At 43.4% G+C, this 25,237-nt stretch carries 22 protein-coding genes, 3 pseudogenes and 1 riboswitch; of the genes and pseudogenes, 21 read left to right on the top strand and 4 right to left on the bottom strand.

Annotation, left to right across the window (positions count from 1 at the left end; translation table 11 throughout):
* The first annotated feature begins 279 nt into the window (after positions 1 to 279).
* The 15 genes and pseudogenes from QFZ72_RS27275 (at position 280) to purD (ending at position 14,633) form a co-directional block, all read left to right on the top strand.
* Positions 280 to 609: a hypothetical protein gene (locus QFZ72_RS27275; RefSeq protein ID WP_307439522.1), complete on the top strand. Its 330-nt coding sequence runs from the start codon at positions 280 to 282 to the stop codon at positions 607 to 609.
* A 108-nt stretch (positions 610 to 717) separates the two neighbouring features.
* Positions 718 to 1,239, top strand: a complete 522-nt coding sequence (locus QFZ72_RS27270; protein ID WP_252205575.1) for a DUF2179 domain-containing protein — start codon at positions 718 to 720, stop codon at positions 1,237 to 1,239.
* Entirely contained in the window at positions 1,236 to 1,436 is a 201-nt protein-coding gene (locus tag QFZ72_RS27265; RefSeq protein ID WP_307439520.1) for an NETI motif-containing protein, read from the top strand. The genes QFZ72_RS27270 and QFZ72_RS27265 overlap by 4 nt, the downstream gene beginning before the upstream one ends.
* 87 nt (positions 1,437 to 1,523) lie before the next feature.
* A riboswitch (purine riboswitch) is annotated at positions 1,524 to 1,625 on the top strand.
* A gap of 117 nt (positions 1,626 to 1,742) precedes the next feature.
* A pseudogene (gene purE / locus QFZ72_RS27260) lies at positions 1,743 to 2,232 on the top strand (5-(carboxyamino)imidazole ribonucleotide mutase).
* Positions 2,219 to 3,349: a 5-(carboxyamino)imidazole ribonucleotide synthase gene (purK, locus tag QFZ72_RS27255; RefSeq protein ID WP_307440044.1), complete on the top strand. Its 1,131-nt coding sequence runs from the start codon at positions 2,219 to 2,221 to the stop codon at positions 3,347 to 3,349. The pseudogene purE and the gene purK overlap by 14 nt, the downstream one beginning before the upstream one ends.
* A gap of 16 nt (positions 3,350 to 3,365) precedes the next feature.
* Positions 3,366 to 4,658: an adenylosuccinate lyase gene (purB, locus tag QFZ72_RS27250; protein ID WP_307439518.1), complete on the top strand. Its 1,293-nt coding sequence runs from the start codon at positions 3,366 to 3,368 to the stop codon at positions 4,656 to 4,658.
* 243 nt (positions 4,659 to 4,901) lie between these two features.
* Entirely contained in the window at positions 4,902 to 5,627 is a 726-nt protein-coding gene (gene purC, locus QFZ72_RS27245) for a phosphoribosylaminoimidazolesuccinocarboxamide synthase (RefSeq protein ID WP_252208734.1), read from the top strand.
* Entirely contained in the window at positions 5,615 to 5,869 is a 255-nt protein-coding gene (gene purS, locus QFZ72_RS27240; RefSeq protein ID WP_070875309.1) for a phosphoribosylformylglycinamidine synthase subunit PurS, read from the top strand. Before purC ends, purS begins: the two co-directional genes overlap by 13 nt.
* On the top strand, positions 5,866 to 6,549 hold the full coding sequence (gene purQ, locus QFZ72_RS27235; RefSeq protein WP_307439515.1) for a phosphoribosylformylglycinamidine synthase subunit PurQ: 684 nt from the start codon (positions 5,866 to 5,868) through the stop codon (positions 6,547 to 6,549). The genes purS and purQ overlap by 4 nt, the downstream gene beginning before the upstream one ends.
* A complete protein-coding gene (gene purL / locus QFZ72_RS27230) occupies positions 6,533 to 8,761 on the top strand; it encodes a phosphoribosylformylglycinamidine synthase subunit PurL (RefSeq protein ID WP_307439514.1) in 2,229 nt (742 codons plus the stop codon). The genes purQ and purL overlap by 17 nt, the downstream gene beginning before the upstream one ends.
* Positions 8,737 to 10,164, top strand: coding sequence for an amidophosphoribosyltransferase (gene purF / locus QFZ72_RS27225; RefSeq protein WP_307439511.1), 1,428 nt, complete (start codon positions 8,737 to 8,739; stop codon positions 10,162 to 10,164). Before purL ends, purF begins: the two co-directional genes overlap by 25 nt.
* Before the next feature lie 18 nt (positions 10,165 to 10,182).
* Complete coding sequence (gene purM / locus QFZ72_RS27220; RefSeq protein WP_307439509.1) at positions 10,183 to 11,223, top strand: phosphoribosylformylglycinamidine cyclo-ligase; 1,041 nt, start codon at positions 10,183 to 10,185, stop codon at positions 11,221 to 11,223.
* Positions 11,220 to 11,801 (top strand): phosphoribosylglycinamide formyltransferase, encoded by a 582-nt coding sequence (gene purN / locus QFZ72_RS27215; RefSeq protein WP_307439507.1) that lies wholly within the window; start codon positions 11,220 to 11,222, stop codon positions 11,799 to 11,801. Before purM ends, purN begins: the two co-directional genes overlap by 4 nt.
* Before the next feature lie 3 nt (positions 11,802 to 11,804).
* The gene (gene purH, locus QFZ72_RS27210) at positions 11,805 to 13,343 is read left to right on the top strand and encodes a bifunctional phosphoribosylaminoimidazolecarboxamide formyltransferase/IMP cyclohydrolase (RefSeq protein ID WP_307439505.1); all 1,539 of its coding nucleotides are present in this window, start codon (positions 11,805 to 11,807) and stop codon (positions 13,341 to 13,343) included.
* A gap of 21 nt (positions 13,344 to 13,364) precedes the next feature.
* Complete coding sequence (gene purD, locus QFZ72_RS27205) at positions 13,365 to 14,633, top strand: phosphoribosylamine--glycine ligase (RefSeq protein ID WP_307439503.1); 1,269 nt, start codon at positions 13,365 to 13,367, stop codon at positions 14,631 to 14,633.
* Here purD and QFZ72_RS29685 read toward each other — a convergent pair.
* Positions 14,614 to 14,715: an EYxxD motif small membrane protein gene (locus QFZ72_RS29685; protein ID WP_346265498.1), complete on the bottom strand. Its 102-nt coding sequence runs from the start codon at positions 14,713 to 14,715 to the stop codon at positions 14,614 to 14,616. The genes purD and QFZ72_RS29685 overlap by 20 nt on opposite strands.
* 284 nt (positions 14,716 to 14,999) lie before the next feature.
* Positions 15,000 to 15,242, bottom strand: coding sequence for a YgaP family membrane protein (locus QFZ72_RS27200; RefSeq protein WP_307439500.1), 243 nt, complete (start codon positions 15,240 to 15,242; stop codon positions 15,000 to 15,002).
* A gap of 99 nt (positions 15,243 to 15,341) precedes the next feature.
* Between QFZ72_RS27200 and QFZ72_RS27195 the strand changes: the two genes are divergently transcribed.
* The 3 genes and pseudogenes from QFZ72_RS27195 to QFZ72_RS27185 form a co-directional block, all read left to right on the top strand.
* A complete protein-coding gene (locus tag QFZ72_RS27195) occupies positions 15,342 to 17,081 on the top strand; it encodes an adenine deaminase C-terminal domain-containing protein (RefSeq protein ID WP_307439498.1) in 1,740 nt (579 codons plus the stop codon).
* 65 nt (positions 17,082 to 17,146) lie between these two features.
* Positions 17,147 to 18,142: a DUF3048 domain-containing protein gene (locus QFZ72_RS27190; RefSeq protein ID WP_483862269.1), complete on the top strand. Its 996-nt coding sequence runs from the start codon at positions 17,147 to 17,149 to the stop codon at positions 18,140 to 18,142.
* A gap of 33 nt (positions 18,143 to 18,175) precedes the next feature.
* A pseudogene (locus QFZ72_RS27185) lies at positions 18,176 to 18,475 on the top strand (YerC/YecD family TrpR-related protein); the annotation flags it as partial.
* Positions 18,476 to 19,046: 571 nt separating this feature from the next.
* Here the strand turns inward: QFZ72_RS27185 and QFZ72_RS27180 are convergent.
* Together QFZ72_RS27180 and QFZ72_RS27175 are read right to left on the bottom strand one after the other, a co-directional pair.
* Positions 19,047 to 19,352 (bottom strand): DUF3231 family protein, encoded by a 306-nt coding sequence (locus QFZ72_RS27180; RefSeq protein ID WP_307439495.1) that lies wholly within the window; start codon positions 19,350 to 19,352, stop codon positions 19,047 to 19,049.
* Positions 19,353 to 19,358: 6 nt separating this feature from the next.
* Positions 19,359 to 19,901 carry a DUF3231 family protein gene (locus tag QFZ72_RS27175; RefSeq protein WP_307439493.1) on the bottom strand — a complete coding sequence of 181 codons (543 nt, stop codon included), beginning with the start codon at positions 19,899 to 19,901 and terminating at the stop codon, positions 19,359 to 19,361.
* 183 nt (positions 19,902 to 20,084) lie between these two features.
* Between QFZ72_RS27175 and pcrB the strand changes: the two genes are divergently transcribed.
* From pcrB to ligA, 3 genes and pseudogenes are all read left to right on the top strand, one after another.
* Positions 20,085 to 20,783, top strand: a complete 699-nt coding sequence (pcrB, locus tag QFZ72_RS27170; protein ID WP_307439491.1) for a heptaprenylglyceryl phosphate synthase — start codon at positions 20,085 to 20,087, stop codon at positions 20,781 to 20,783.
* Positions 20,784 to 21,029: 246 nt separating this feature from the next.
* A pseudogene (gene pcrA, locus QFZ72_RS27165) lies at positions 21,030 to 23,199 on the top strand (DNA helicase PcrA).
* A 28-nt stretch (positions 23,200 to 23,227) separates the two neighbouring features.
* Entirely contained in the window at positions 23,228 to 25,237 is a 2,010-nt protein-coding gene (ligA, locus tag QFZ72_RS27160) for an NAD-dependent DNA ligase LigA (protein ID WP_307439489.1), read from the top strand.

Below are 25,237 nucleotides of genomic sequence, written 5' to 3'. Positions count from 1 at the left end.
GCACGCATAAAAAAGAACAGCAGAGATGCTGTTCTTTTTTTGTATGGGAAAAATAAAATGGCAAAGGACAGTTAGAGGCGTGGCGGTTGGAAGCAGGTTTTGCTATTTAGAAAGATCGCCATCGATTGGATGTAATTGACTGGACAAGTACAAAATAACGCTAAGCGAGCACAAATGACCTATGAGTGAGCATGAATTGAAAAAGCTGCTCTTATAACAGGTTCTTAATCCTGTGTATAGCTATGATAATGTTCAAAATAAAGGCAGAAGACCAGTAATATGAACCAAAAAAACAAAATAATCACGGAAATGGCCTTTTCTAGCTGCCCTCGGCAAATGAATCTTTTAAGAAGTAGAAAAGCGCTCAACTCCAATCACGGCGATCCCCTCCACGAAATCTTTGCAAAACAGGTCTTTATTTTATATCCGCTGAAGCACTGTAACGAGCCGGAATCCCCATTCTCCAGTCAAAACTTCGCAAGAACTGTCCTCCCTAAAAAAGACCATTACACAGAAGTTCATATTTTCCGCAAATCAGCAAAAAAATTGCACTTTCCGGCTGCATTCCCTAATAGATTAATGAGAAAAATAGTTAAGAAATCACAATAAAAAAGGCATTGTGTCTTTGCACAAACTTTAGTAAGATATGACCTGTTACCTTCATTAAGAGGTATAACATGGTTAGGAGGAAGTCGATTGCTTTCAAATAGTGTAACGATGGTGTTAATCATCTTGCTCATCAATATTGTTTACGTATCATTTTTTACGATACGCATGATTTTGACGTTAAAGGGTCAGCGGTATTTAGCGGCTTTTATCAGTACGATTGAGGTTGTTATATATGTCATTGGCCTTGGGCTGGTGCTGGATAATTTAAATGAGATTCAGAACTTAATTGCCTATGCTATTGGGTATGGGATTGGTGTTATTGTCGGGATGAAAATTGAAGAGAAGCTTGCTCTTGGGTATATTACGGTTAATGTGATTTCTACTGAAAGTGAGAGGGATTTGCCTGCGATTTTAAGAGATCGCGGATATGGTGTGACAGACTGGATGGCAAATGGGCGTGAGGGCGACCGTTTGGCGATGCAGATTCTCACACCGCGCAAATACGAATTAAATTTGTATGCAGCTATTAAGGAACTTGATCCGAAGGCGTTTATTATTGCTTTTGAACCGAAAACCATACACGGCGGTTTCTGGGTGAAGGCTGTAAGAAGGAGCAAGATTGAAGTATGACGGATAAACCTAAAAAGCGAAAGTTTGAGGTGCTGGAGGGCGAGACCATTGACAGCTGTCTTTCCCGTATGCAAAAAGAGGGTTATATGCCTGTAAGAAGAATGGAAGAACCCATCTTTAAAGAAGAGAAGGTAAATGGTGTAATTGAAGTGGTACCTTATGGTAAAAAGATTGTTTTTGAAGGGAAATTGATCTAAATACGAACGTTTTTATCGTGATAGGGATAATTGTTCGATTTTGCGTTGACAAGTTCTTAAGTGTGCTGTTATGATAAACATGGATATAAAAATGAATGTATTTTACCTCATATAAAGTCGGGAATATGGCCCGAAAGTTTCTACCCGATAACCGTAAATTATTGGACTATGAGGGAAAGTAATTTTCAGCCTGTCATGGAACGGCTTGATTTTAACATGTTCTGATGCCCGGTTTGTATTGCTTTCTCTTATAGAGAAGCGATGCATGCTGGGCTTTTTTTATGGATAAAAAAGGTGGGATATGGAATGGAAGCAGCAGTTGGGATTATTATGGGAAGCACGTCTGACTGGGAAACAATGAAGCATGCGTGCGATATTTTAGATGAGCTGCAGGTGCCTTACGAGAAAAAAGTCGTTTCGGCGCATCGTACACCTGATTATATGTTTGAATACGCAGAAGATGCTAGAAATAGAGGACTAAAGGTCATTATTGCAGGAGCCGGCGGTGCAGCGCATTTGCCTGGCATGGTAGCAGCGAAGACAACGCTCCCTGTTATCGGAGTGCCTGTTCAGTCAAAAGCGCTGAATGGCATGGACTCCCTGCTGTCGATTGTTCAAATGCCTGGAGGCGTTCCGGTTGCAACGGTTGCGATCGGAAAAGCCGGTGCGGTAAACGCAGGACTGCTTGCTGCACAAATTTTATCGATTACAAACCAAGAGATCGCAGAAGCTCTGGAAAACAAGACGTGAACAAACGAGAAAAAATGTGCTGGAAAGCAGTGATGAGCTTGTCTAACAAAACAATATTGCCAGGTTCCACAATTGGAATTATCGGCGGCGGACAGCTTGGCCGGATGATGACAGTGGCTGCGAAAAGCATGGGATATGATGTGGCGGTTTTAGATCCTGCACCGAACTCACCATGCGGTCAGCTTGCAGACTATGAAATTACCGCTTCTTATAATGATTTGTCAGCGATAAAGAAGCTTGCTGAACTTAGTGATGTGATAACCTACGAGTTTGAAAACATAGATTACGAGGCTTTGAAGTGGATTGAAGAGAATGCCTGCCTTCCTCAAGGTTCTGTTCTGCTCTCTTTAACTCAAGATCGCGAGACAGAGAAAAAAGCGATTACAGACGCGGGCTGCAAGGTTGCGGACTACCGGATTGTCAAAACGGAAGAAGAACTTTCCTCTGCTGTATGCGAACTTCAGTATCCATGTGTTTTGAAAACATGCAGAGGTGGCTACGATGGTAAAGGGCAGGCTGTGATCAGGCAGGAAAGCGATATACCTGAAGCCCGAGACCTATTAAAAAGCGGTACATGTATTCTGGAAAAATGGGTGTCTTTTGAAAAAGAGATCTCGGTGATTGCTGCCAGAAACTCTGATGGAGAGATCAGCTCCTTCCCTATTGCAGAAAACATTCATGTAAACAATATTCTTCATCAAAGCATCGTGCCTGCAAGGATACAGGAAGAGGTTGCCGAAGAAGCTAGAAAACAGGCATATAAGCTTGCAAAAGCGTTTAGCCTGGTCGGTACCCTTGCCGTTGAAATGTTTGTGACGAAAGATGGAGAAGTATTTATAAATGAGCTTGCTCCAAGGCCGCACAATTCCGGTCATTACACGATTGATCTTTGCGAGACGGATCAATTTGAGCAGCACATCAGAGCCATATGCAATTTGCCGCTCGGGAAGCCGGCGCTGCTGCATCCTGGACTGATGGTCAACGTTTTAGGCGAACATATGCCGCTTGTTTTAAATAATCTTTCGTTATTCCGCGAAGGTAAGATATACTTGTACGGTAAAAAAGAGGCGAAGCACAAACGGAAAATGGGGCACGTCACTTTTTTAACAGAAGCAATCGAACAGACTGAAACACAGATCAACAAACTATGGGGCCAACAATAGAACGGAGGATTTATCGATGATTGAACGCTACACAAGACCTGAAATGGGTGCTATTTGGACGGAAGAAAACCGTTTTAAAGCTTGGCTTGAGGTTGAAATTCTTGCATGTGAAGCATGGGCTGAGCTTGGGCATATCCCAAAGGAAGACGTAAAGCTGCTTCGCCAAAACGCGTCATTTGATATTAACCGCATCAAGGAAATCGAAGAAGAAACACGTCACGACGTTGTTGCTTTTACTAGAGCTGTTTCTGAAACGCTTGGAGATGAAAGAAAATGGGTGCATTACGGCTTAACTTCAACGGATGTAGTTGACACAGCCCTTTCTTATCTTTTGAAGCAGGCTAACGATATTCTTTTAAAAGACATCGAAAACTTTGTTGAAATCTTAAAAAACAAGGCGATTGAACACAAATACACCGTTATGATGGGCCGTACACATGGTGTACACGCTGAGCCTACGACGTTTGGACTTAAGCTTGGATTATGGTACGAAGAAATGAAACGCAACTTAGAGCGCTTCAAGCGTTCAGCAGAAGGCATTGAATTTGGAAAAATGTCCGGTGCTGTTGGCACATATGCAAACATAGATCCTTTTGTTGAAGCATATGTGTGTGAAAAGTTAGGCTTGCAGGCAGCTCCAATCTCTACACAGACCCTGCAGCGCGACCGTCACGCAGATTATATGAGCACACTTGCATTAATCGCAACGTCAATTGAAAAATTCGCAACAGAGGTTCGCGGTCTTCAAAAGAGTGAAACACGCGAGGTTGAGGAATTCTTCGCAAAAGGTCAAAAAGGATCTTCTGCTATGCCTCACAAACGCAACCCGATCGGTTCTGAAAACATGACAGGTCTTGCAAGGGTCATCCGCGGCTACATGATGACAGCTTACGAAAATGTCCCGCTATGGCATGAGCGTGACATCTCACACTCATCTGCAGAGCGTATTATTCTGCCGGATGCAACCATTGCTTTGAACTACATGCTGAACCGCTTCGGCAACATCGTGAAGAACTTGACTGTTTTCCCTGAAAATATGAAGCGCAACATGGACCGCACTCTTGGACTTATCTATTCACAGCGCGTTCTTCTTGCCCTGATTGATTCAGGTATGACACGCGAGCAGGCTTACGATATTGTGCAGCCAAAAGCAATGGAAGCATGGGAAAAACAAGTGCCATTCCGCAGCCTTGTAGAAGCGGATGGAACGATCACAGACCGTCTATCAAGTGAACTCATTGAAGACTGCTTTGATTACAACTACCACTTAAAAGGTGTAGATACAATATTTGAACGCTTAGGTCTTTAAGCGGAATCTTAAAAACAAAGAGGTAAATATTTTTATTTGCCTCTTTTTTAAAGAAGCAAAGCAGGAGCTTGTACCTTGATGTCCGGCTTCAGCGCCCAACTCCTCGGCCAGAACGGCTTCGCCAGTAAAGGCAAAAAGCTCCTTTACTGGCGGATCCTTATCTGTCATGCCTGAGCTAAACGGGTGATTCCGCATATCTTATGTTCCCAATATTCAGTCGTTACTAGGAGGATTTTCATGACTATTCAAAAGTTGAACCTGCTTTATGAAGGCAAGGCGAAGCAAATTTACCGCACAAATGAAGATGCTGTTTTGCTAGTTTCATATAAAAACTCTGCAACAGCGTTTAATGGTGAGAAGAAAGCTGAAATCGAAGGAAAAGGCCGTTTAAATAATGAAATTTCGACACTGTTGTTTGAAAAGCTTGCCGAGAACGGCATTGAGAGTCATTTCATTAAAAGACTTTCCCAAACGGAGCAGCTTGTAAAAGAGGTTTCGATTGTGCCGCTTGAGGTCGTTGTCCGGAACATCATGGCAGGAAGCCTTTCAAAGCGACTTGGAATAGAGGAAGGAACACCGCTTAAAACTCCAATTGTAGAATTCTATTATAAAAATGATGATTTAGGTGACCCTCTGATTACAGAAGATCACATTGAACTCCTTGAAGCTGCAACGAAAGAGCAAGTGCAGCAGCTGAAGGAAGCGGCTTTAAAAGTGAATCAAGTCTTGATCAGCCACTTCAAAAATTGCGGCATCCGCTTGGTCGACTTTAAATTGGAATTTGGTTTAACAAAGGATGGCACACTGCTTTTAGCAGATGAGATTTCGCCTGATACGTGCCGGTTATGGGACGAAAAAACGAATGAGAAGTTTGATAAAGATGTTTTCCGCCGTGATATCGGCAGCTTAACAGATGCATACTCAGAAATTTTAAATCGTTTAGGAGGAGAAACAGCATGTACAAAGTAAAGGTATTCGTTACACTCAGAGAAAGCGTTCTTGATCCACAGGGAAGCGCGGTACAGCACGCATTGCACAGCATGAACTACAAAGAGGTTAACGATGTTCGGATTGGAAAGTACATGGAGCTTACGATTGAAAAGACTGAGCGTGACCTGGATGCGACTGTTCGTGAAATGTGCGAAAAGCTGCTTGCAAATACAGTCATTGAAGACTACCGCTATGAGGTGGAGGAGGTTGTCGCACAGTGAAATTCGCCGTCATCGTTTTTCCGGGATCAAACTGTGATATTGATATGTTCCACGCTATCAAGGATGAGCTCGGTGAAGAAGCAGAGTACATTTGGCATGATGAAACAGATCTAAGCCGTTTTGACGGTATTCTTCTTCCGGGGGGATTTTCATACGGAGACTATCTTCGCTCTGGCGCCATCGCGCGTTTTGCAAATGTCATGAAGGAAGTTGTTAAAGCTGCAGAAGAAGGAAAGCCGGTTCTTGGTGTATGCAATGGGTTTCAGATTTTACTTGAAGCAGGCTTATTGCCGGGTGCGATGAAGCGCAATGAAAACTTGAAATTCATGTGCCGCCCGACAAACCTTATCGTTCAAAATGAGAAAACGATGTTCACTTCTGCCTATGAAAAAGAGCAGGTCATCTCTGTTCCGATCGCGCATGGTGAAGGAAACTACTATTGTGATGAGCTGACTTTAGAAAGATTAAGAGAAAACAATCAAATTGTCTTCACATATGAAAACAATCCAAATGGAAGTTTGGAAGATATCGCAGGAATCGTAAATGAGCGCGGAAATGTTCTTGGAATGATGCCTCATCCTGAACGTGCAGTTGATTCACTGCTTGGAAGCGCGGATGGACTGAACCTATTTAAATCGATCGTGAAAAACTGGAGGGAATCTCATGTCACTACTGCTTGAACCAACACAGCAAATGATTAAAGAAGAGAAAATCTACCGTCAAATGGGCGTTAGTGATGATGAGTTTTCAATGATTGAAAAGATTATGGGACGCCTGCCGAATTATACAGAGCTCGGTATTTTCTCTGTCATGTGGTCAGAACACTGCAGCTATAAAAATTCAAAGCCTGTTTTAAAGAAGTTCCCGACTACCGGCGAGCATGTTCTTCAAGGACCTGGTGAAGGTGCTGGGATCGTTGATATTGGAGACGAGCAGGCAGTTGTGTTTAAAATCGAAAGCCACAATCACCCTTCTGCGATTGAACCTTATCAAGGTGCAGCAACAGGCGTAGGCGGAATCATCCGTGATGTCTTTTCAATGGGTGCACGTCCTATCGCTCTATTAAACTCTTTGCGCTTCGGGGAATTAACCTCTCCACGCGTCCGTTATTTGTTTGAAGAAGTTGTTGCAGGTATTGCCGGCTACGGAAATTGCATCGGTATTCCAACTGTCGGAGGAGAGATTCAGTTTGATCCTTCTTACGATGGAAATCCGCTTGTAAATGCGATGTGTGTCGGGTTAATCAACCATGAAGATATTAAAAAAGGTGTGGCAAAAGGAATTGGCAATACCGTGATGTATGTTGGCGCTAAAACTGGCCGCGACGGCATTCACGGCGCTACATTTGCATCAGAGGAACTGACGGATGCATCAGATGAAAAACGCCCTGCTGTACAAGTAGGAGATCCGTTTATGGAAAAGCTTTTGCTTGAAGCTTGTCTAGAGGTTATAAAATGCGATGCTCTTGTTGGCATTCAGGACATGGGAGCAGCGGGACTTACAAGCTCGACTGCTGAAATGGCGAGCAAAGCAGGTTCAGGCATCGAGATGAATTTAGATTTAGTACCTCAGCGTGAAGCAGGAATGACACCTTATGAAATGATGCTCTCTGAATCACAGGAGCGCATGGTATTAGTCGTTGAACGAGGCCGTGAAAAAGAAATCACCGACATTTTTGACAAATATGAGCTTGAAGCAAAAGCAATCGGGGTTGTAACAGATGATAAAATGCTCCGTCTTCTCCATAAAGGCGAGGTAGTTGTAGAAATTCCGGTTGATGCACTTGCAGAAGAAGCACCTGTCTATCACAAGCCATCTGCAGAGCCGGCTTATTATAAAGAGTTTCAGGAGATGGAAGCAAGCGCGCCTGAAGTGGGTGACTTGAAGGAAACTCTAGTGAACCTTTTAAAACAGCCCACAATTGCAAGCAAAGAATGGGTTTATGATCAATATGACTACATGGTCCGCACAAATACGGTTGTAGCACCTGGCTCTGATGCAGCTGTTCTCCGTATTCGCGATACAAATAAAGCACTTGCGATGACAACAGACTGCAACTCAAGATATCTTTACCTCGATCCTGAAGTTGGCGGAATGATTGCCGTTGCAGAGGCTGCACGCAATATCGTCTGCTCAGGCGGAAGACCGCTTGCTGTGACAGACTGCCTGAACTTTGGAAATCCTGAGAAGCCTGAGATTTTCTGGCAAATCGAAAAAGCAGCCGATGGCATGAGTGAAGCGTGCCGTGTGCTGAATTCACCGGTTATTGGCGGAAACGTATCGCTTTATAATGAAACAAACGGAACAGCTGTTTATCCGACACCTGTAATTGGAATGGTTGGTTTAATTGAAGATACAAAATACATCACAACACAATCCTTCAAAGCAGCAGGCGACCTGATCTACTTGATCGGCGAAACGAAAAATGAATTTGGCGGCAGTGAGCTGCAAAAAATGGTTCACGGCAAGATTTTCGGCAAAGCACCTGAGATGGATCTTGGAGTGGAAGCAGAGCGCCAGGCACAGGTATCAGCAGCGATCCGCGCTGGATTAGTAGCATCTGCACATGACGTAGCTGAAGGCGGTTTGGCAGTAGCAGCTGCAGAAAGCACATTCGGTACGAACGGACTTGGTGCAAACATCACAGTAAATGGCGAAGCAGTTGCCGCACTTTTCAGTGAAACACAGTCCCGTTTTATCGTGACAGTAAAGCCTGAACACCAGACAGCGTTTGAAGAAATGACAGATTCTGTGTTAATCGGAAGTGTAACAGAAGATGCAGCATTCACTGTGAAAAATGAAACAGGCGAAATCTTAATTCAATCGAAGGTAAGCGCGCTTGAAACAGCTTGGAGAGGAGCGATTCCATGCTTGCTGAAATCAGAGGATTAAACGAAGAGTGCGGAGTGTTCGGGATTTGGGGACACTCTGAGGCACCGCAAATCACATATTACGGCTTGCATAGTCTACAGCACCGCGGTCAAGAGGGTGCAGGGATTGTTTCAACGGACGGGAAGAAGCTGACTTGTGTAAAAGGGCAGGGCCTGATTACAGAAGTATTCAGCGGCGGCCGTCTGAATGATATTCAAGGAAAAGGAGCCATCGGCCACGTTCGTTATGCGACGGCTGGGGGAGGCGGATTTGAAAATGTTCAGCCGCTTCTTTTCCGTTCTGAAAGCGGCGGTCTGGCTCTTGCTCATAATGGTAACTTAGTGAATGCAAACGGCCTGAAGCATCAGCTTGAAAATCAGGGAAGTATTTTTCAGTCAACTTCAGATACAGAGGTACTTGCTCACTTAATTAAGAGAAGCGGATACTTCTCAATGAAGGATAAAATTAAAAATGCGCTGACGATGATCAAAGGAGCATATGCCTTTTTAATCATGACGGAAACGGAAATGATGGTGGCGCTTGATCCGAACGGTCTTCGCCCATTATCAATCGGCATGCTTGGCGACTCTTATGTTGTTGCATCAGAAACATGTGCTTTTGACATTATCGGTGCAGAATATCTTCGTGAGGTTGAGCCTGGAGAACTTTTAATCATCAATGATGAAGGTCTCCGCTCTGAGCGATTCTCTATGAACGTTAATCGCGCGATCTGCAGCATGGAATATATCTATTTTTCAAGACCTGACAGCAATATCGACGGCATCAATGTTCATACAGCACGCAAAAATCTTGGAAAACGCATGGCAATCGAAGCGCCATTTGAAGCAGATGTTGTCACAGGTGTGCCGGATTCAAGTATTTCAGCAGCGATTGGGTATGCAGAAGCATCAGGTATTCCTTATGAACTTGGATTAATCAAAAACCGTTATGTCGGCAGAACGTTTATCCAGCCTTCGCAGTCTCTCAGAGAGCAAGGGGTAAAAATGAAGCTGTCTGCAGTACGAGGCGTTGTTGAAGGCAAACGTGTTGTCATGGTTGATGACTCCATCGTGCGCGGTACAACGAGCCGCAGAATCGTCAACATGCTGAGAGATGCGGGAGCAACGGAAGTGCATGTCTGCATTACGTCACCGCCGATCAGCAATCCATGCTTCTACGGAATTGATACATCATCAACAGAAGAGTTGATTGCAGCAAGCCATTCAGTGGAAGAAATCCGCGAAATTATTGGTGCTGACACGCTGACTTTCTTAAGTGTAGAAGGGCTGCTTGAAGGAATTGGACGCCCTTATGAAGGAGAGCGCCGCGGACAGTGTTTAGCTTGTTTTACAGGGAAATATCCGACAGAAATTTATCCGGATACAGAATTGCCTCATGAAAAGGAAGAAGTGCTGACGAAATAAGAGCGGGGGGAATGTGTGATGTCAAACGCATACAAGCAGGCAGGCGTTGATATAGAAGCAGGCTATGAAGCCGTTTCGCGAATGAAAAAGCATGTAGCTAAAACAATGAGAAAAGGCGTCATGGGCAGCCTCGGCGGATTTGGCGGCATGTTCGATCTTTCAGAGCTGAATTACAAACAGCCGGTCCTCGTATCAGGTACAGATGGTGTAGGCACAAAGCTTAAGCTTGCATTCCTGATGGATCAGCATGATACGATTGGGATAGATGCAGTTGCGATGTGTGTGAATGATATTCTTGCACAGGGCGCAGAGCCATTATTCTTCCTTGACTATTTGGCGCTTGGAAAAGCAGAGCCTGTTAAGATCGAGCAGATCGTCAAAGGTGTAGCAGACGGCTGCGAGCAGTCAGGCTGTGCTTTGGTTGGCGGAGAAACAGCCGAAATGCCTGGTTTATATGACGGGGACGAATATGATATCGCAGGCTTTGCTGTTGGCGCTGTTGAAAAAGAAGAGATTGTCACAGGTGAGAATATCCGTGCAGGTCACGTATTAATCGGCCTTTCCTCAAGCGGATTGCACAGCAACGGCTTCTCATTGGTACGCAAAATTTTGCTTGAAGATCACGGTCTTTCATTAAAAGAGAAAGTTGAACCGCTTCAGCACACGCTTGGAGAGGAATTGCTCCGTCCGACTAAGATTTATGTGAAACCGGTATTAGAAGTTTTGAAAAAGTATAAGGTAGATGGCATGGCCCACATTACGGGCGGCGGATTTATAGAAAACATCCCGAGAATGCTCCCTGAAGGATTAGGGGCAGAAATCGATTACGGTTCATGGCCGATTCCTCCTGTCTTTGATTTGCTTCAGGAAAAAGGGGCGCTCAGCCAGGAAGAAATGTTTAACATCTTTAACATGGGCGTCGGATTTGTATTAGCGGTTGATTACAAGCAGATGCACAATGTCATCAATGAAATTGAAAAGCATGGAGAGAAGGCTTATATTATCGGACGTGTGAAGGATGGCCAGGGCGTCACATTTGGCGGAGGCTCTCTCACATGATCAAAATAGCGGTATTTGCTTCTGGAACGGGCTCTAATTTTCAGGCTATTATAGATGAAGTGAAGAGCGGAAGACTGGCAGCGGAAATTGCGCTTCTGGTTTGCGACAGACCGGGAGCAAAAGTCGCTGAACGCGCTGAAAAAGAAAACATCCCGGTCTTCGAGTTTTCACCGAAGGAATTTAAAAACAAGGAAGCATTTGAAACCATCATCCTAAATCAATTGAAGCAGTATAACGTTTCTTATGTAGTGCTCGCAGGATATATGAGGCTGATTGGTGATACCCTGCTCACTGCTTTTCCTGAAAATATCATCAATCTGCATCCTTCTTTGCTGCCGTCGTTTCCAGGCAAGGATGCGATTGGCCAGGCTTTTAACGCAGGAGTGAAAGTAACAGGGATTACGATTCACTTTGTAGACGCAGGCATGGATACGGGACCGATTATTGCTCAAAAAGCGCTTGAAGTAGAAGAGTCTGACACTTTAGATACGTTATCTGCAAAGATTCATAAACTCGAGCACACATACTATCCGCACGTACTAAATACCCTTTTCCAAAAAAGAGAGCTAGAGGTGTAAAGAATGACAATCAAACGCGCACTTGTCAGTGTTTCAAATAAAGATGGCATCATTCCATTTGTAACAGAGCTAGTGGAACAAGGAATCGAAGTCATTTCAACAGGCGGAACGAAAAGCCTGCTTCAGCAAAACGGCGTCAAAGTAACAGGGATCTCAGAAGTAACTGGATTTCCTGAAATCATGGACGGCAGAGTGAAAACCCTGCATCCGAATATTCACGGCGGTCTGCTTGCTGTCCGCAGCAATCCAGATCACATGAAACAGCTTGAAGAAAACAGCATTTTGCCGATCGATCTAGTTGTCGTAAATCTTTACCCATTTAAAGAAACGATCTCAAAGCAGGACGTCACGTTTGATGATGCGATCGAAAACATCGATATCGGCGGACCGACCATGCTTCGTTCAGCAGCAAAAAATCATCAGGATGTTGCAGTTGTCGTTGATCCTGCTGACTACGCTGAAGTTCTGGAGCAGATCAAGAGCGAGAAGGAAGTTACGATTGCAACGAAGCAAAAGCTTGCTGCAAAAGTGTTCCGCCATACGGCTTCTTATGACGCGCTTATCGCAGAATATTTAACGAATGCTGTAGGCGAGGAAGACCCTGAGACAGTGACTTATACGTTTGAGAAAAAACAATCGCTTCGATACGGCGAAAACCCTCACCAAAAAGCTACTTTTTACAAAAAGCCATTAGCGAGCAATGTTTCGATTGCAGAAGCGGAGCAGGTTCACGGCAAAGAGCTTTCTTACAACAACATTAAAGATGCAGATGCAGCTCTTCAAATCGTAAGAGAATTTAAGCAGCCTGCAGCTGTGGCCGTAAAACACATGAATCCATGCGGAGTCGGAACAGGCGAAACGATTTTTGAAGCATTCACGCGTGCATATGAAGCAGATCCAACTTCGATTTTCGGCGGAATCATCGCTTTAAACCATGAAGTGAATAAAGAAACAGCTCATAAATTACATGAAATTTTCCTTGAGATTGTCATTGCTCCTTCTTTTGATAAAGAAGCATTAGAGATTTTGACGTCTAAGAAAAACTTAAGACTCCTTACATTAGATGTGTTAGGTGCGGAAAAACAGGATCAGCAAATCACTTCGATTCACGGAGGTCTGCTTGTTCAGGATGAAGATGCGCTTTCTTTTGATGATGCGAAAATCACGATCCCTACAAAGCGTGAACCAAATGAGCAGGAGTGGGAAGACTTAAAGCTTGCATGGAAAGTCGTAAAACATGTGAAATCAAACGCAATCGTTCTTACGAAAAATCAGATGACAGTCGGTGTTGGTGCGGGTCAGATGAACCGTGTCGGTGCGGCGAAGATTGCGATTGAACAGGCAGGAGCTCTTGCTGAAGGAAGTGCAATGGGATCAGATGCATTTTTCCCAATGAACGACACAGTTGAAGCAGCTGCAAAAGCAGGCGTCACAGCAATTATTCAGCCTGGCGGATCCATTAAGGATGAGGATTCCATCCAAAAAGCAGATGAATACGGCATTACGATGGTATTTACAGGAGTTAGACACTTTAAACATTAAACTAGTGAGGAGCTGGTAACGATGAACATTCTAATCATTGGCCGCGGAGGCCGTGAACATGCAATCGCCTGGAAGGCATCACAGAGTAAGCTCGCTCGGAAAGTGTTTGTTGCTCCAGGGAACGATGGAATGAGCAGCGTTGCCGAGCTTATTGCAATCGATGAGCAGAATACAGAGGAGCTCGTTGCTTTTGCAAAAGAAAATAAGGTGGGGCTAACAATCGTAGGTCCTGAGGTTCCGCTCCTGAACGGCGTTGTCAATGCGTTTCAAGAAGCGGGACTGAAGGTTTTCGGGCCAACAAAGGAAGCTGCCCTCATTGAAGGCAGCAAGAAGTTCGCCAAGGAATTAATGATGAAAAACAACATTCCGACAGGAGCGTATCAATCGTTTACTTCTTTTGAAGAAGCGAAGAATTACGTCCTTGAACAAGGAGCTCCAATCGTCATAAAAGCGGATGGACTTGCTGCAGGAAAAGGGGTAACCGTCGCTATGACAGTAGAGGAAGCAATCGACTGTCTGCATGATTTTCTTGAAGATGCCAAGTTCGGCGAGGCAAGCAGCTCGGTTGTCATCGAAGAATTTTTAGATGGCGAGGAATTTTCATTGATGGCCTTCGTTCACGGTGATGCTGTCTATCCAATGGTGATTGCGCAGGATCATAAACGGGCATACGATCATGATGAAGGTCCTAATACTGGCGGAATGGGTGCTTACTCTCCGGTTCCTCAAATTTCAGATGCAGTTGTGCAGGAAGCTGTTGAAACAGTGTTAAAGCCGGCAGCTGAAGGCATGATTGACAATGGAACTCCATTTACGGGGATTTTATATGCAGGATTGATCTTAACGAAGCAAGGTCCAAAAGTCATTGAATTTAATGCGCGCTTTGGCGATCCTGAAACACAGGTTGTTCTGCCGCGCTTAGAATCAGACTTGATTGAAACATTGCTTGCTATTTTAGATGGTAAAAAAGCAGAGTTCAAATGGCGCAAGGAAGCAGTAATGGGAGTTGTCCTTGCTTCAAATGGCTATCCGAATGAGTATAAAAAAGGCGAAGCAATCGGTACGCTTCGTTCAAGCTTTGAACAAGGTGCGCTTTTCCACGCAGGGACGAAGAAAAGCGGGGATGAATTTGTAACGGATGGCGGACGGGTTTTAGCTGTTATTGCATACGGCAGCGATTTGCTTGAAGCACAGACTCAAGTGTATGAGTATGTATCTGAAGTAGCATCGCCTGCTCTATTTTACCGCAAGGACATCGGAGCCAAAGCGACTAAACACGTTTTTTCTTAACATAGACAAACATTAAGGCAACAATACTGCCGATAAGCAAAGCAAGCACGAATGTCATATCGGTTAAATATTCCATGATCATGATGTTCACCTCTTAGCAGACTCTCCTGATGCAGGAGAGTCTTTTTTTTATGGCGGCCGGGCACAGGGCTTCGGCTAATAAGCTAATAAAACCGATGTTTCGCTATTAAGACAAAACAATTGCTTAAAAGCAGTCAAACGGATAGTACCAAAAAATGATTTGGCTAAATAAAACTCAAGAACAGCTAGAAAAACCTGTGAAACGGCTAAATATTTATGAATTTCGGCTAATAAAATGAAGATTTTGGCTAAATAATGATCTCCGGCTACGTGGCCTTTCCAATATCATGATGGATTATAAGTCTCATCCTCAAACTCCAAATCCTCTTTCCGGTATTCCTTATACATATATACCATAGGGCAGAATCTGAGAATGCCTTCTCCAACTTTCATTGCACCAAGCAGCATCATGAGCAGAAGAGAATCATTCCACGGTTTTTTTGTATATTTTGCAGAAGCCCATGATAGTAAAAACAGTCCAATTGTAATTCGGATCAGTCCGTTTACAATGCCGATGTTCGGTTTCATAATAAGTTCCTCCTCTTTTTGAAAATACAGTAAATCTTTACTGCGTTAAACGATTACATATGTTAACATATAAGATAAGAAATTTAGGGAGGGTCTGAAATGCCCAAGTTACATGCACAATGGAAAGTCCGGCAGATCAGGCATCACATACAAGCGGCATCGGGCCATAAGCCCCCTGCTCTTGTTTTGAAAAATGGGATGTATTTGAACTCTTATCTGAAACGATGGGTCAAAGCCAACATCTGGATTTCAGATGACCGGATTGTTTATATTGGCGATAAACTTCCTGACGGCGGACAATCAGAAATCGCCGATTGCGAAAATCGTTTTATTGTACCGGGATATATTGAACCTCATGCTCACCCATTTCAACTTTATAATCCCCATTCTTTTGGGAAGTATGTGTCACAATTCGGTACAACGACACTTATATGCGACAACTTATTTTTGCTTTTTCAGTCCGATAAAAAGAAAGCGCTTACTTTAATTTGTGAATTAAATCAGCTTCCTTTGCAGTATTTATGGTGGAGCCGTTTTGATCTTCAGACTGAAGTTCCCAATGAGCATGAATATTTATCTCTCGATTTTATGAAAAAATGGATGGAACATGAATATGTTATTCAAGGCGGAGAATTAACGGGGTGGCCTAAGCTGCTCTCGGATGATGATTTGATGCTGTCATGGCTTGTTGAGATGAAAGCGATGAGAAAACGGATCGAAGGACATTTTCCCGGAGCATCGGCAAACACTCTGAATAAAATGAAATTATTCGGGGCCGACTGCGACCACGAAGCGATGACAGGAGATGATGTTTTTGAGCGGTTAATGCTCGGCTATACTGTTTCACTCAGACATTCCTCGATCCGGCCCGACTTGCCGCAGCTGCTTGATGGCATCCGTGATAAAGAGATTCGCCACTATGATCATTTCTTTTTCACTACCGACGGGGCAACGCCGCATTTTTATAAAAACGGAATGATGGATTCCATGATAAAAATGGCCATTGAGCGGGATATTCCGGCAATTGATGCTTACCATATGGCAAGCTTTAATCCGGCCAAGTATTACCGCATGGAAGATGTAACAGGCGTTGTAGCTCCAGGGCGTTTGGCTAACCTGAATATTTTGGAATCAGTCGAAAATCCATCCCCTGTTTCTGTGCTTTCAAAAGGAAGGTGGCTGAGAAAAGACGGCTTGCTAACTGAACGCTTCGGAGATTTTAATTGGCAAAAAGCCGGATTCGGAAAAATGAAGATCGAATGGTCCTTGTCCTATAATGACCTTCAGTTTTCAATGCCGCTTGGTCTTCAAATGAAGAATGATGTGATTATGGAACCGTACAGCATCACCATCGACAATTCATTTGACGAGCTTGGCAGCCAACATGATGAGTGCTTTCTTGCTTTGATTGATAAGAAAGGTAAATGGCGGATCAACACAATGCTCAAGGGCTTCGCCGCCTCGCTCGGCGGTATGGCAAGTTCTTATTCAACAACAGGCGATATTATTTTGATTGGGAAAAGCAAGCATGATATGATCACTGCATTTAATAGGATGAAGGAGCTTGGAGGCGGAATTGTCCTTGCAGAAAAGGGAGAAGTTCTGCATGAATTACCTCTTGAACTTTGCGGAGGAGCATCAGATGAAGAGTTTAGTTTAGTTGTTCAACAAGAGGAAAGATTTAAGCACCTGCTGAAAGAGAGAGGATATACACACGGCGATCCGGTTTATTCACTTTTTTTCCTATCATCCACCCATTTGCCGTATATCAGGATTACTCCAGTCGGCATCTATGATGTGCTTAAAAAAATAATACTCTTTCCATCGATAATGCGTTAAAATATAAAAGTAAGCAGAAGGTGTCAATCGTGAAAAACAACATGAAGAATCTTCAACGGCTGTTCATGGCCTTGATCCTGCTCGCCATGTGTACGGCTTGTAACCAAGAAGAAAAAAGCAGCCCTAAAACGGATGATGTAAAAGAGGAAGAAACATCTGCGCCTATTGTGGAGCAAAACATTTATCCATTAACAGGTCTGCGCTCAGATGAGAAAGAAGGACAGCGTGCCTTTGCAGTGATGATTAACAATCATCCGGCAGCCCGTCCGCAGTCTGGACTACAACAGGCTGATATCGTATACGAGGTTTTATCGGAAGGAAACATCACCAGGTTCCTGGCTATTTATCAGAGCAATCAGCCAGCAGAAATCGGTCCTGTAAGAAGCGCAAGAGAATATTATGTTGACTTAAGCACCGGCTATGATGCGGTTTTTATTAGCCATGGCTGGAGTCCACAGGCTAAAGAAACGCTTGAAAATGGAAAACATGATTATTTGAATGGCTTGTTTTATGACGGCACACTCTTTTGGAGAGCTGATTTCAGAAAAGCGCCGCACAATTCTTATATCTCTGCTGAAAATATAAAAGAAGGTGCAGAGCTGAACGGAATTGACCTGACGAAGCAGCCAAAACCCCTGCCATTTGCTGGCGCAAAAGAAGCTCCTAAAGGTGATTCAGGTTTAGAAGCAATTGTCCGCTACGATCAGTCAGATGTGTGGAATTCAGAATATAAATACGACAAACAAACAGAGAAGTACTTACGATATAGCAACAACGAACAAACAAAAGACCTGGAAACAGGAGAAGCCATCGCAGTTGATAATTTATTTATCGCTGAAATGAAGCATCAAACGATTGACGACTATGGAAGAAGAGCGATTGACTTAACATCCGGAGGCAAAGGAATCCTGCTGCAAAAAGGCGTCAGCCGCCAGGTGGAATGGCGAAATATTAACGGAAGAATCCTCCCTTACTTAAACGGAGAGCCAGTCGGATTTGTACCGGGAAAAACCTGGATTAACATAGTGCCTGCTCTAGAAAATCACGTTTCACTCCACTAATTTTCATAAAAGGAGAATGAAGATGCAAATTGGGAAAAATTACGGGGAAAAGAACTCGACCAATTATTTGAATCTGTTTTATCACTAAAAAACCTTGAAGAATGCTATCGGTTCTTCGATGATCTATGCACAGTGAACGAAATCCAGTCACTTGCCCAGCGTTTAGAAGTAGCACGCATGCTGCGCGAAGGGTTTACCTATCATAAAATTGAAACCGAAACAGGTGCCAGCACTGCAACCATTTCACGCGTAAAACGCTGCCTGAACTATGGCAACGACGCCTACACAATGGCGCTTGAACGCATTCAAACACAGGAAACAAAGGAATCTTGATTTAACGGGATTCGATTAGAAAGGATAAAATCACTATGATTTTATCCTTTTATTATTTAGTGATCGGAAAAAATAAAAAGGCGAGTATAAAATAACGCTCACCTTTTCTAAAGGATCAGAATTCATTTAATCTCAAGGATCCATGACTAGCTTCAGCGCCTAGATCCTCGGACAGAACGGATTCGCCAAAAAAATCAAAACGGACTTTTCTGGCGGAGCGGGCATTGACGCTTCCGCTTTCTTGTAACCATGTGAAAGTGAGAATACTCCGCGCTTATGTTAAAGATGGCATTCTGAAAAATGAGTTAAATCTAGAAGAAGTTTCATTAACCAAGAATGCTGCCCGAATAACGATTTCAAGTAAAATTGAGAGTAAGCTGACAAGAATATTCAAAATGAATCCCTCTACATTGTAGGTTCGTGTTGAACTAACACAATGCTTATTATTTATCTGATAAATGATGAGAAGCGGTGCCTGCTTTTTCGTCTTGTCCTGTTTTCCATTTGCGGCGGTTCTTCCATCCAGCCATTTTTAATCATAATTTTTATTCCTTTTTTATCAATGCTGTTTTCATGGATATATCATTTCAAAACTGCTTCCTGCAAGCCCAAACCCATTAAGGAGATAAATACAGAACATCATTAGCTTTTCAGAAAATGCAGGGATTATCGAATCAGTTACTGTGCTTCCCGAAGAAGCTGAGAACTGTACATCGCTGTCGAGGAGAATTTCTTCGAAAATTTTTATTTGTTTCTTGGCAAGTTCTTTTCCTTTTGCGAAATATTGTCTAACTTCTTTGTTTTCAGCACATTGTGCAAATAAGCTGCATGCCAATATTAATTGTTTCGATTTCCGTGATGAAGATTGCCGATTCAATGTTGTTTAAAGCCCGAGATTTTCACTAAAGAAACGAAATCCATTCAAATAGTTTTTACTTTTTATAAATTCGGTTGATTTCGGCATGGTCACTTTTTGCGGCAGAGTAAGAATGCCTTTATTAAGTAAATAATGGGTAGCCAGTTTATAAACCTTTTGGGTGGTAGTCGTTAATCCTTCATAAATGGACATCACATCTTCACTGTACGCCATATTCATGTTAAGGGTGTACATACCCATGCTGATTTCTTTTAAAATACGAAGAAACATAATATCAAATCCATTGTCGTAAAGCTTAGGAGCTTCTAAGTTGACATCTTCTTTCGTAAATCCATCAGGAATGACTACACCTTCCTGCTCAAAAACGCCTTCTATTTTGATCACATAATGATTGAGTTCCTGCAATAAACCTCCCATAATATTCAGGGCTTGCTGATCATCAGCTTTTTCCAGGAAATATTCTAATATTCTCAGGATCAGTGTTTTTTCCTGGTAGGTTAGCCACAGTGTTCCGAGCTCAGATGAGCAAATAGGTTTATTTCCATTCAAGGTTTTTTTCCTTTGTTTTTTTAAATTATTATCTTCAATATGGTTTTGAATTATGAATTAAGTCACTTTTAAATCAAACTGGTGAACAGATTGTCAAAACCTTCATAGCACCTGTGCGTTTTTTGCAGGGCGTTAATTTGATATAATGTTTCAGGTGGAACCCGATTGTTAGGAGGAAAGACCATGTATGAAGTTACCGAGTGGAAACATGTGTTCAAACTCGATCCAGATAAAGAAATAAGCGATGAAAATCTAGAAATAATATGCGAATCAGGAACAGATGCGATCATTGTCGGCGGAAGCGACAATGTGACGATGGATAATGTGTTAAACTTAATGTCCCGAATCAGAAGATATCTTGTTCCATGTGTGCTTGAGGTGTCAGAAATTGAGTCGATCATACCGGGATTTGACTTGTATTTTATCCCGTCCGTTATGAACAGCACGAATACGAAGTGGGTAATGGGACTGCATCACGAGGCTGTAAAAGAATACGGTGAGATCATGAGCTGGGATGAGCTGATTGTTGAAGGCTATTGTATTTTAAATGGTGGCTGCAAAGCGGCAAAACTGACAGAGGCGAATACGGAGTTATCAGCAGATGATGTCATGGCGTATGCACGCATGGCTGAAAACATGTTCCATATGCCGATCTTTTATCTAGAATACAGCGGAACTTACGGAGACGTAAGTGTAGTACAGGCTGCAAGCTCTGTCTTATCCTCTACCAAACTATTTTACGGCGGAGGCATTAAAACGCCTGAACAGGCAGCTGAAATGGCTGAATATGCCGATGTTGTGGTTGTCGGCAATGTTATCTATGATGATTTTGAATCAGCTTTGAAAACAGTAAAAGCAGTAAAACCTTGGGGAAAAGAATGAATAAATTTTAGCGCATTTATGTCTAGCTCCATCGCCCAACTCCTCGGCCAGAACAAATCCGGCAAAAAAGTCAAACCCGGACTTTTCGCCGGACTCTTATCTGGCTTTCGGAGGTAAACGGGCGCTTCCGCTTTTCGTAATTGCATTTAACTCAGGATATGAGATAAAATAAGAACATATGTTTGATAAGGTGGTGCCCGGAACGTGCAATTTTTAACAGATCAATTATTGAATGGTTTAAACGATATGCAAAAAGAAGCGGTCAAGGCAACAGATGGACCGCTCTTAATAATGGCCGGAGCAGGAAGCGGCAAGACGAGTGTGCTCACAAGAAGAATTGCCTACTTAATGGTTGAAAAAGGCGTAGCGCCATGGAACATCCTTGCGATTACGTTTACAAATAAAGCGGCGCGTGAAATGAAAGAAAGAATCGGAAAACTGCTTGGACCCGGCGCTGATGATATTTGGATCTCGACCTTTCACTCCATGTGTGTCCGTATCTTAAGAAGAGATATCGACCGGATCGGAATCAGCAGAAACTTCTCGATTCTCGATACGACAGACCAGCTTTCTGTCATAAAATCCATTCTGAAAGAACGCAATATCGATCCGAAGAAGTTTGACCCGCGGAGTATTTTAGGAAGCATAAGCGGAGCGAAAAATGAACTGATCACGCCTGATGAGTTCGAAAAGACAGCAGGCGGCATGTACGAGCAGGTTGCAAGCGATGTTTACAAGGATTATCAAAAGAAGCTGCTGAAAAACCAATCGCTTGATTTTGATGATTTGATCATGACAACGATTCAGCTTTTTCAGCGTGTTCCTGAAGTGCTTGAGTTTTACCAGCGCAAATTTCAGTTTATCCATGTGGATGAGTATCAGGATACGAATAAAAGCGCAGTACTTATTGGTTAAAATGCTTGCATCACGTTTCCAAAATCTATGTGTAGTCGGTGATTCCGATCAGTCTATTTATCGCTGGCGCGGTGCGGATATCGCGAACATTCTCTCCTTTGAGAAGGATTACCCGACTGCGAGCGTGATTTTGCTTGAGCAGAATTACCGTTCCACACAGCGTATCCTGGAAGCGGCAAACGGAGTTATTAAAAACAACATGAACCGCAAGGCGAAAAATCTCTGGACGCAAAATGATGAAGGACAGAAAATCAACTATTACCGCGCTGACAGTGAATCAGCCGAAGGGCAGTTCGTAGCGGGAAAAATCAATCAGCTTGTTTCTTCAGAAGGAAGAAAGCTATCTGATTTTGCGATTCTCTACCGCACCAATGCACAGTCCCGTGTTATTGAGGAAATCCTGCTCAAATCAAATATCAATTACACCATTGTCGGCGGCATTAAGTTCTACGACAGAAAAGAAATTAAAGATATCCTTGCCTACTTAAGATTGATTGCCAATCCGGATGATGATATCAGCTTAGCGCGTGTTATCAACACGCCTAAGCGTGGTGTAGGCGCCACATCAGTCGATAAGATTGCTCAGTATGCGCTTGATAATGATTTATCTCTGTTCGGTGCGATTGAGCAAATCGAATTTGCAGGCGTAAGCGCGCGTGTAGTCAGTGCGATGGTGGATTTCCGAGAGCTTGTCCGCAACCTTGCGAACATGCAGGATTACTTGTCTGTCACTGAGCTTGCTGAGGAAGTGATTGAAAAGACAGGCTACCGCGAAATGCTGAAAACAGAAAAGACAATCGAAGCACAAAGCCGTCTTGAGAATATTGATGAGTTTTTATCTGTTACGCAAAACTTCGAGAAAAACAGCGAAGATAAAAGCTTGGTTGCCTTTTTAACCGATTTGGCTTTAGTTGCTGATATTGATAAATTAGATGAAGACGAGGAAGCCTCTAAAGAAGCCGTCGTGCTGATGACTCTTCACTCTGCAAAAGGACTGGAGTTTCCGGTAGTCTTTTTAATGGGTGTCGAGGAAGGGGTATTCCCTCACAGCCGTTCTCTTATGGAAGAAGCGGAAATGGAAGAAGAGAGACGTCTTGCTTATGTCGGCATTACCCGCGCTGAAAAAGAACTGTACATTACAAATGCTAAAATGAGAACTCTTTTCGGACGCACAAGCATGAATCCTGAGTCCCGTTTCATATCAGAGATTCCGTCTGAACTGCTGGAGAATTTAAATGAAGTGAAAAAGAGCGCTTCTCCATTTGCTGCGAAAACCCGTCCTGACAGACGGCCTCAGGTCAACAGACCGATTGCGGTTTCAACAGGCGGAGACGAAATTGCCTGGTCTGTCGGCAATAAAGCGGAGCATAAAAAATGGGGAATCGGCACAGTTGTCAGTGTAAAAGGCGAAGGAGAAGGCAAAGAGCTTGATATTGCATTCCCAAGCCCGGTAGGCATTAAACGACTGCTTGCCAAGTTTGCTCCGATTCAAAAAGTGTAGACCGTTACAAGAAAGGAATGGACCCCGGATGGAAATGACTGCAGCCAAACAACGCGCAGAAACTCTGCATGAATTATTAAATAAATACAACTATGAATATCACGTCCTTGATAAACCGACTGTGGCTGACTCTGAATATGATCAGCTTCTTCATGAATTAATCGAAATTGAAGAATCGTTTCCTGAACTGAAGACACCTGATTCCCCAACGCAGCGTGTCGGCGGCAATATCCTCGAAGGATTTAAAAAGGTGCAGCATAAGAAACCGATGCTAAGCCTTGGAAATGCCTTCAATGAGCAGGACATCAGAGATTTTGACCGCCGTGTGAGACAGGCAGTCGGCGATGATGTTCAATATATGGTTGAACTGAAAATTGATGGACTTGCTGTGTCCCTCCGCTACGAAAACGGTGCATTCGTACAAGGTGCAACCCGAGGCGACGGCACAACAGGCGAAGACATTACCGAAAACTTAAAAACAATCCGGTCCATTCCGCTTAAATTAAAGAAAAATCTTTCAATCGAAGTGCGCGGCGAAGCCTACATGCCAAAAGCATCTTTTGAAAAATTAAATGAAACAAGAATTCAGCTGGAAGAAGAGCCTTTTGCCAACCCCCGCAACGCGGCAGCAGGCTCCCTTCGACAGCTTGATCCTAAAATTGCGGCGAAACGAAATCTGAATATTTTCGTCTATAGTATTGCAGACCTTGGTGAAGAAACAGGAGCGGCCACTCAAAGTGCCGGACTTGATGCTCTTGAGGAGCTTGGTTTTAAAACGAACACAGAGCGCCGCAGATGCGAATCAATTGACGAAGTGATTACTTTGATTGAATCATTTCAGGAAAAAAGAGCAAATCTGCCTTATGAAATTGACGGCATCGTGATTAAAGTTGATTCGATTGAACAGCAGGACGCGCTTGGCTTTACAGCTAAAAGTCCTCGCTGGGCAATTGCCTACAAGTTTCCTGCAGAAGAAGTGATGACGAAGCTGCTTGACATCGAATTAACAGTCGGGCGCACAGGTGTCATCACTCCAACTGCCCTTTTGGAGCCTGTACGTGTGGCTGGTACAACGGTGAAACGCGCTTCGCTTCATAATGAAGATTTAATTCGTGAAAAAGACATTCGTCTAGGAGACTATGTCGTCATCAAAAAAGCTGGAGACATTATTCCCGAGGTTGTCAATGTGCTGCTCGAGCACCGCACAGGCGATGAGGAAGAGTTCAAAATGCCGACCCATTGTCCTGAATGTGAAAGCGAGCTTGTCCGGATCGAAGGCGAGGTTGCGCTCAGATGCATCAATCCGAAGTGCCCGGCTCAGATTCGCGAGGGATTAATTCATTTTGTTTCAAGAAATGCCATGAACATTGATGGACTTGGCGAGCGTGTCATTGCGCAGCTTTTCAAAGAAAACCTGATTAAGGATGTTGCCGATCTTTACAAATTGACCCGCGAGCAGCTGCTTGAGCTTGAGCGGATGGGCGAGAAATCAGTGGACAACCTGCTTCAGGCAATCGAAAACTCAAAAGAAAGCTCACTTGAGAGATTGCTGTTCGGACTTGGCATCCGTTTCATAGGAGCGAAGGCAGCCAAGACGCTTGCTCAGCATTTTGAGACAATGGAACGATTGCAAACAGCATCAAGAGATGAGATTATTGCGGTTAATGAAATTGGCGATAAGATGGCGGATGCCGTTGTGACGTATTTTGAACAGCATGAGATGAATGAGCTGATTTCTGAGCTGAAATCATACGGAGTCAATATGGCATACTTAGGACCGAAGCTTGTTAGAGCAGAGGAATCAGATTCCTTCTTTGCAGGCAAAACGGTTGTTTTGACTGGAAAACTAGAAGAGCTCTCCCGAAATGAAGCAAAAGACCAAATCGAAGCGCTTGGCGGCAAAGTAGCCGGAAGCGTCAGTAAAAAAACAGATTTAGTCGTTGCCGGAGAAGATGCAGGAAGCAAGCTTTCAAAGGCTCAAGAGTTAAACATAGAAATTTGGAATGAGAAGAAACTGCTTGAGGAATTAAAAAAATAA

The sequence above is a fragment of the Bacillus sp. V2I10 genome, from assembly GCF_030817055.1.
GTDB lineage: Bacteria > Bacillota > Bacilli > Bacillales > Bacillaceae > Bacillus_P.
Note: the sequence above shows the minus strand (reverse complement) of the source record. Positions and strands in the feature narration are given on the sequence as shown.

What these genes read in the sequence shown, in the direction of transcription:
- QFZ72_RS27275 (WP_307439522.1), top strand. Translation starts at nt 280, where the DNA reads ATGAACCAAAAAAACAAAATAATCACGGAAATGGCCTTTTCTAGCTGC.
- QFZ72_RS27270 (WP_252205575.1), top strand. Translation starts at nt 718, where the DNA reads ATGGTGTTAATCATCTTGCTCATCAATATTGTTTACGTATCATTTTTT.
- QFZ72_RS27265 (WP_307439520.1), top strand. Translation starts at nt 1,236, where the DNA reads ATGACGGATAAACCTAAAAAGCGAAAGTTTGAGGTGCTGGAGGGCGAG.
- purK (WP_307440044.1), top strand. Translation starts at nt 2,219, where the DNA reads ATGAGCTTGTCTAACAAAACAATATTGCCAGGTTCCACAATTGGAATT.
- purB (WP_307439518.1), top strand. Translation starts at nt 3,366, where the DNA reads ATGATTGAACGCTACACAAGACCTGAAATGGGTGCTATTTGGACGGAA.
- purS (WP_070875309.1), top strand. Translation starts at nt 5,615, where the DNA reads ATGTACAAAGTAAAGGTATTCGTTACACTCAGAGAAAGCGTTCTTGAT.
- purL (WP_307439514.1), top strand. Translation starts at nt 6,533, where the DNA reads ATGTCACTACTGCTTGAACCAACACAGCAAATGATTAAAGAAGAGAAA.
- purF (WP_307439511.1), top strand. Translation starts at nt 8,737, where the DNA reads ATGCTTGCTGAAATCAGAGGATTAAACGAAGAGTGCGGAGTGTTCGGG.
- purM (WP_307439509.1), top strand. Translation starts at nt 10,183, where the DNA reads ATGTCAAACGCATACAAGCAGGCAGGCGTTGATATAGAAGCAGGCTAT.
- purN (WP_307439507.1), top strand. Translation starts at nt 11,220, where the DNA reads ATGATCAAAATAGCGGTATTTGCTTCTGGAACGGGCTCTAATTTTCAG.
- purH (WP_307439505.1), top strand. Translation starts at nt 11,805, where the DNA reads ATGACAATCAAACGCGCACTTGTCAGTGTTTCAAATAAAGATGGCATC.
- purD (WP_307439503.1), top strand. Translation starts at nt 13,365, where the DNA reads ATGAACATTCTAATCATTGGCCGCGGAGGCCGTGAACATGCAATCGCC.
- QFZ72_RS29685 (WP_346265498.1), bottom strand. Translation starts at nt 14,715, where the DNA reads ATGATCATGGAATATTTAACCGATATGACATTCGTGCTTGCTTTGCTT.
- QFZ72_RS27200 (WP_307439500.1), bottom strand. Translation starts at nt 15,242, where the DNA reads ATGAAACCGAACATCGGCATTGTAAACGGACTGATCCGAATTACAATT.
- QFZ72_RS27195 (WP_307439498.1), top strand. Translation starts at nt 15,342, where the DNA reads ATGCCCAAGTTACATGCACAATGGAAAGTCCGGCAGATCAGGCATCAC.
- QFZ72_RS27190 (WP_483862269.1), top strand. Translation starts at nt 17,147, where the DNA reads ATGGCCTTGATCCTGCTCGCCATGTGTACGGCTTGTAACCAAGAAGAA.
- pcrB (WP_307439491.1), top strand. Translation starts at nt 20,085, where the DNA reads ATGTATGAAGTTACCGAGTGGAAACATGTGTTCAAACTCGATCCAGAT.
- ligA (WP_307439489.1), top strand. Translation starts at nt 23,228, where the DNA reads ATGGAAATGACTGCAGCCAAACAACGCGCAGAAACTCTGCATGAATTA.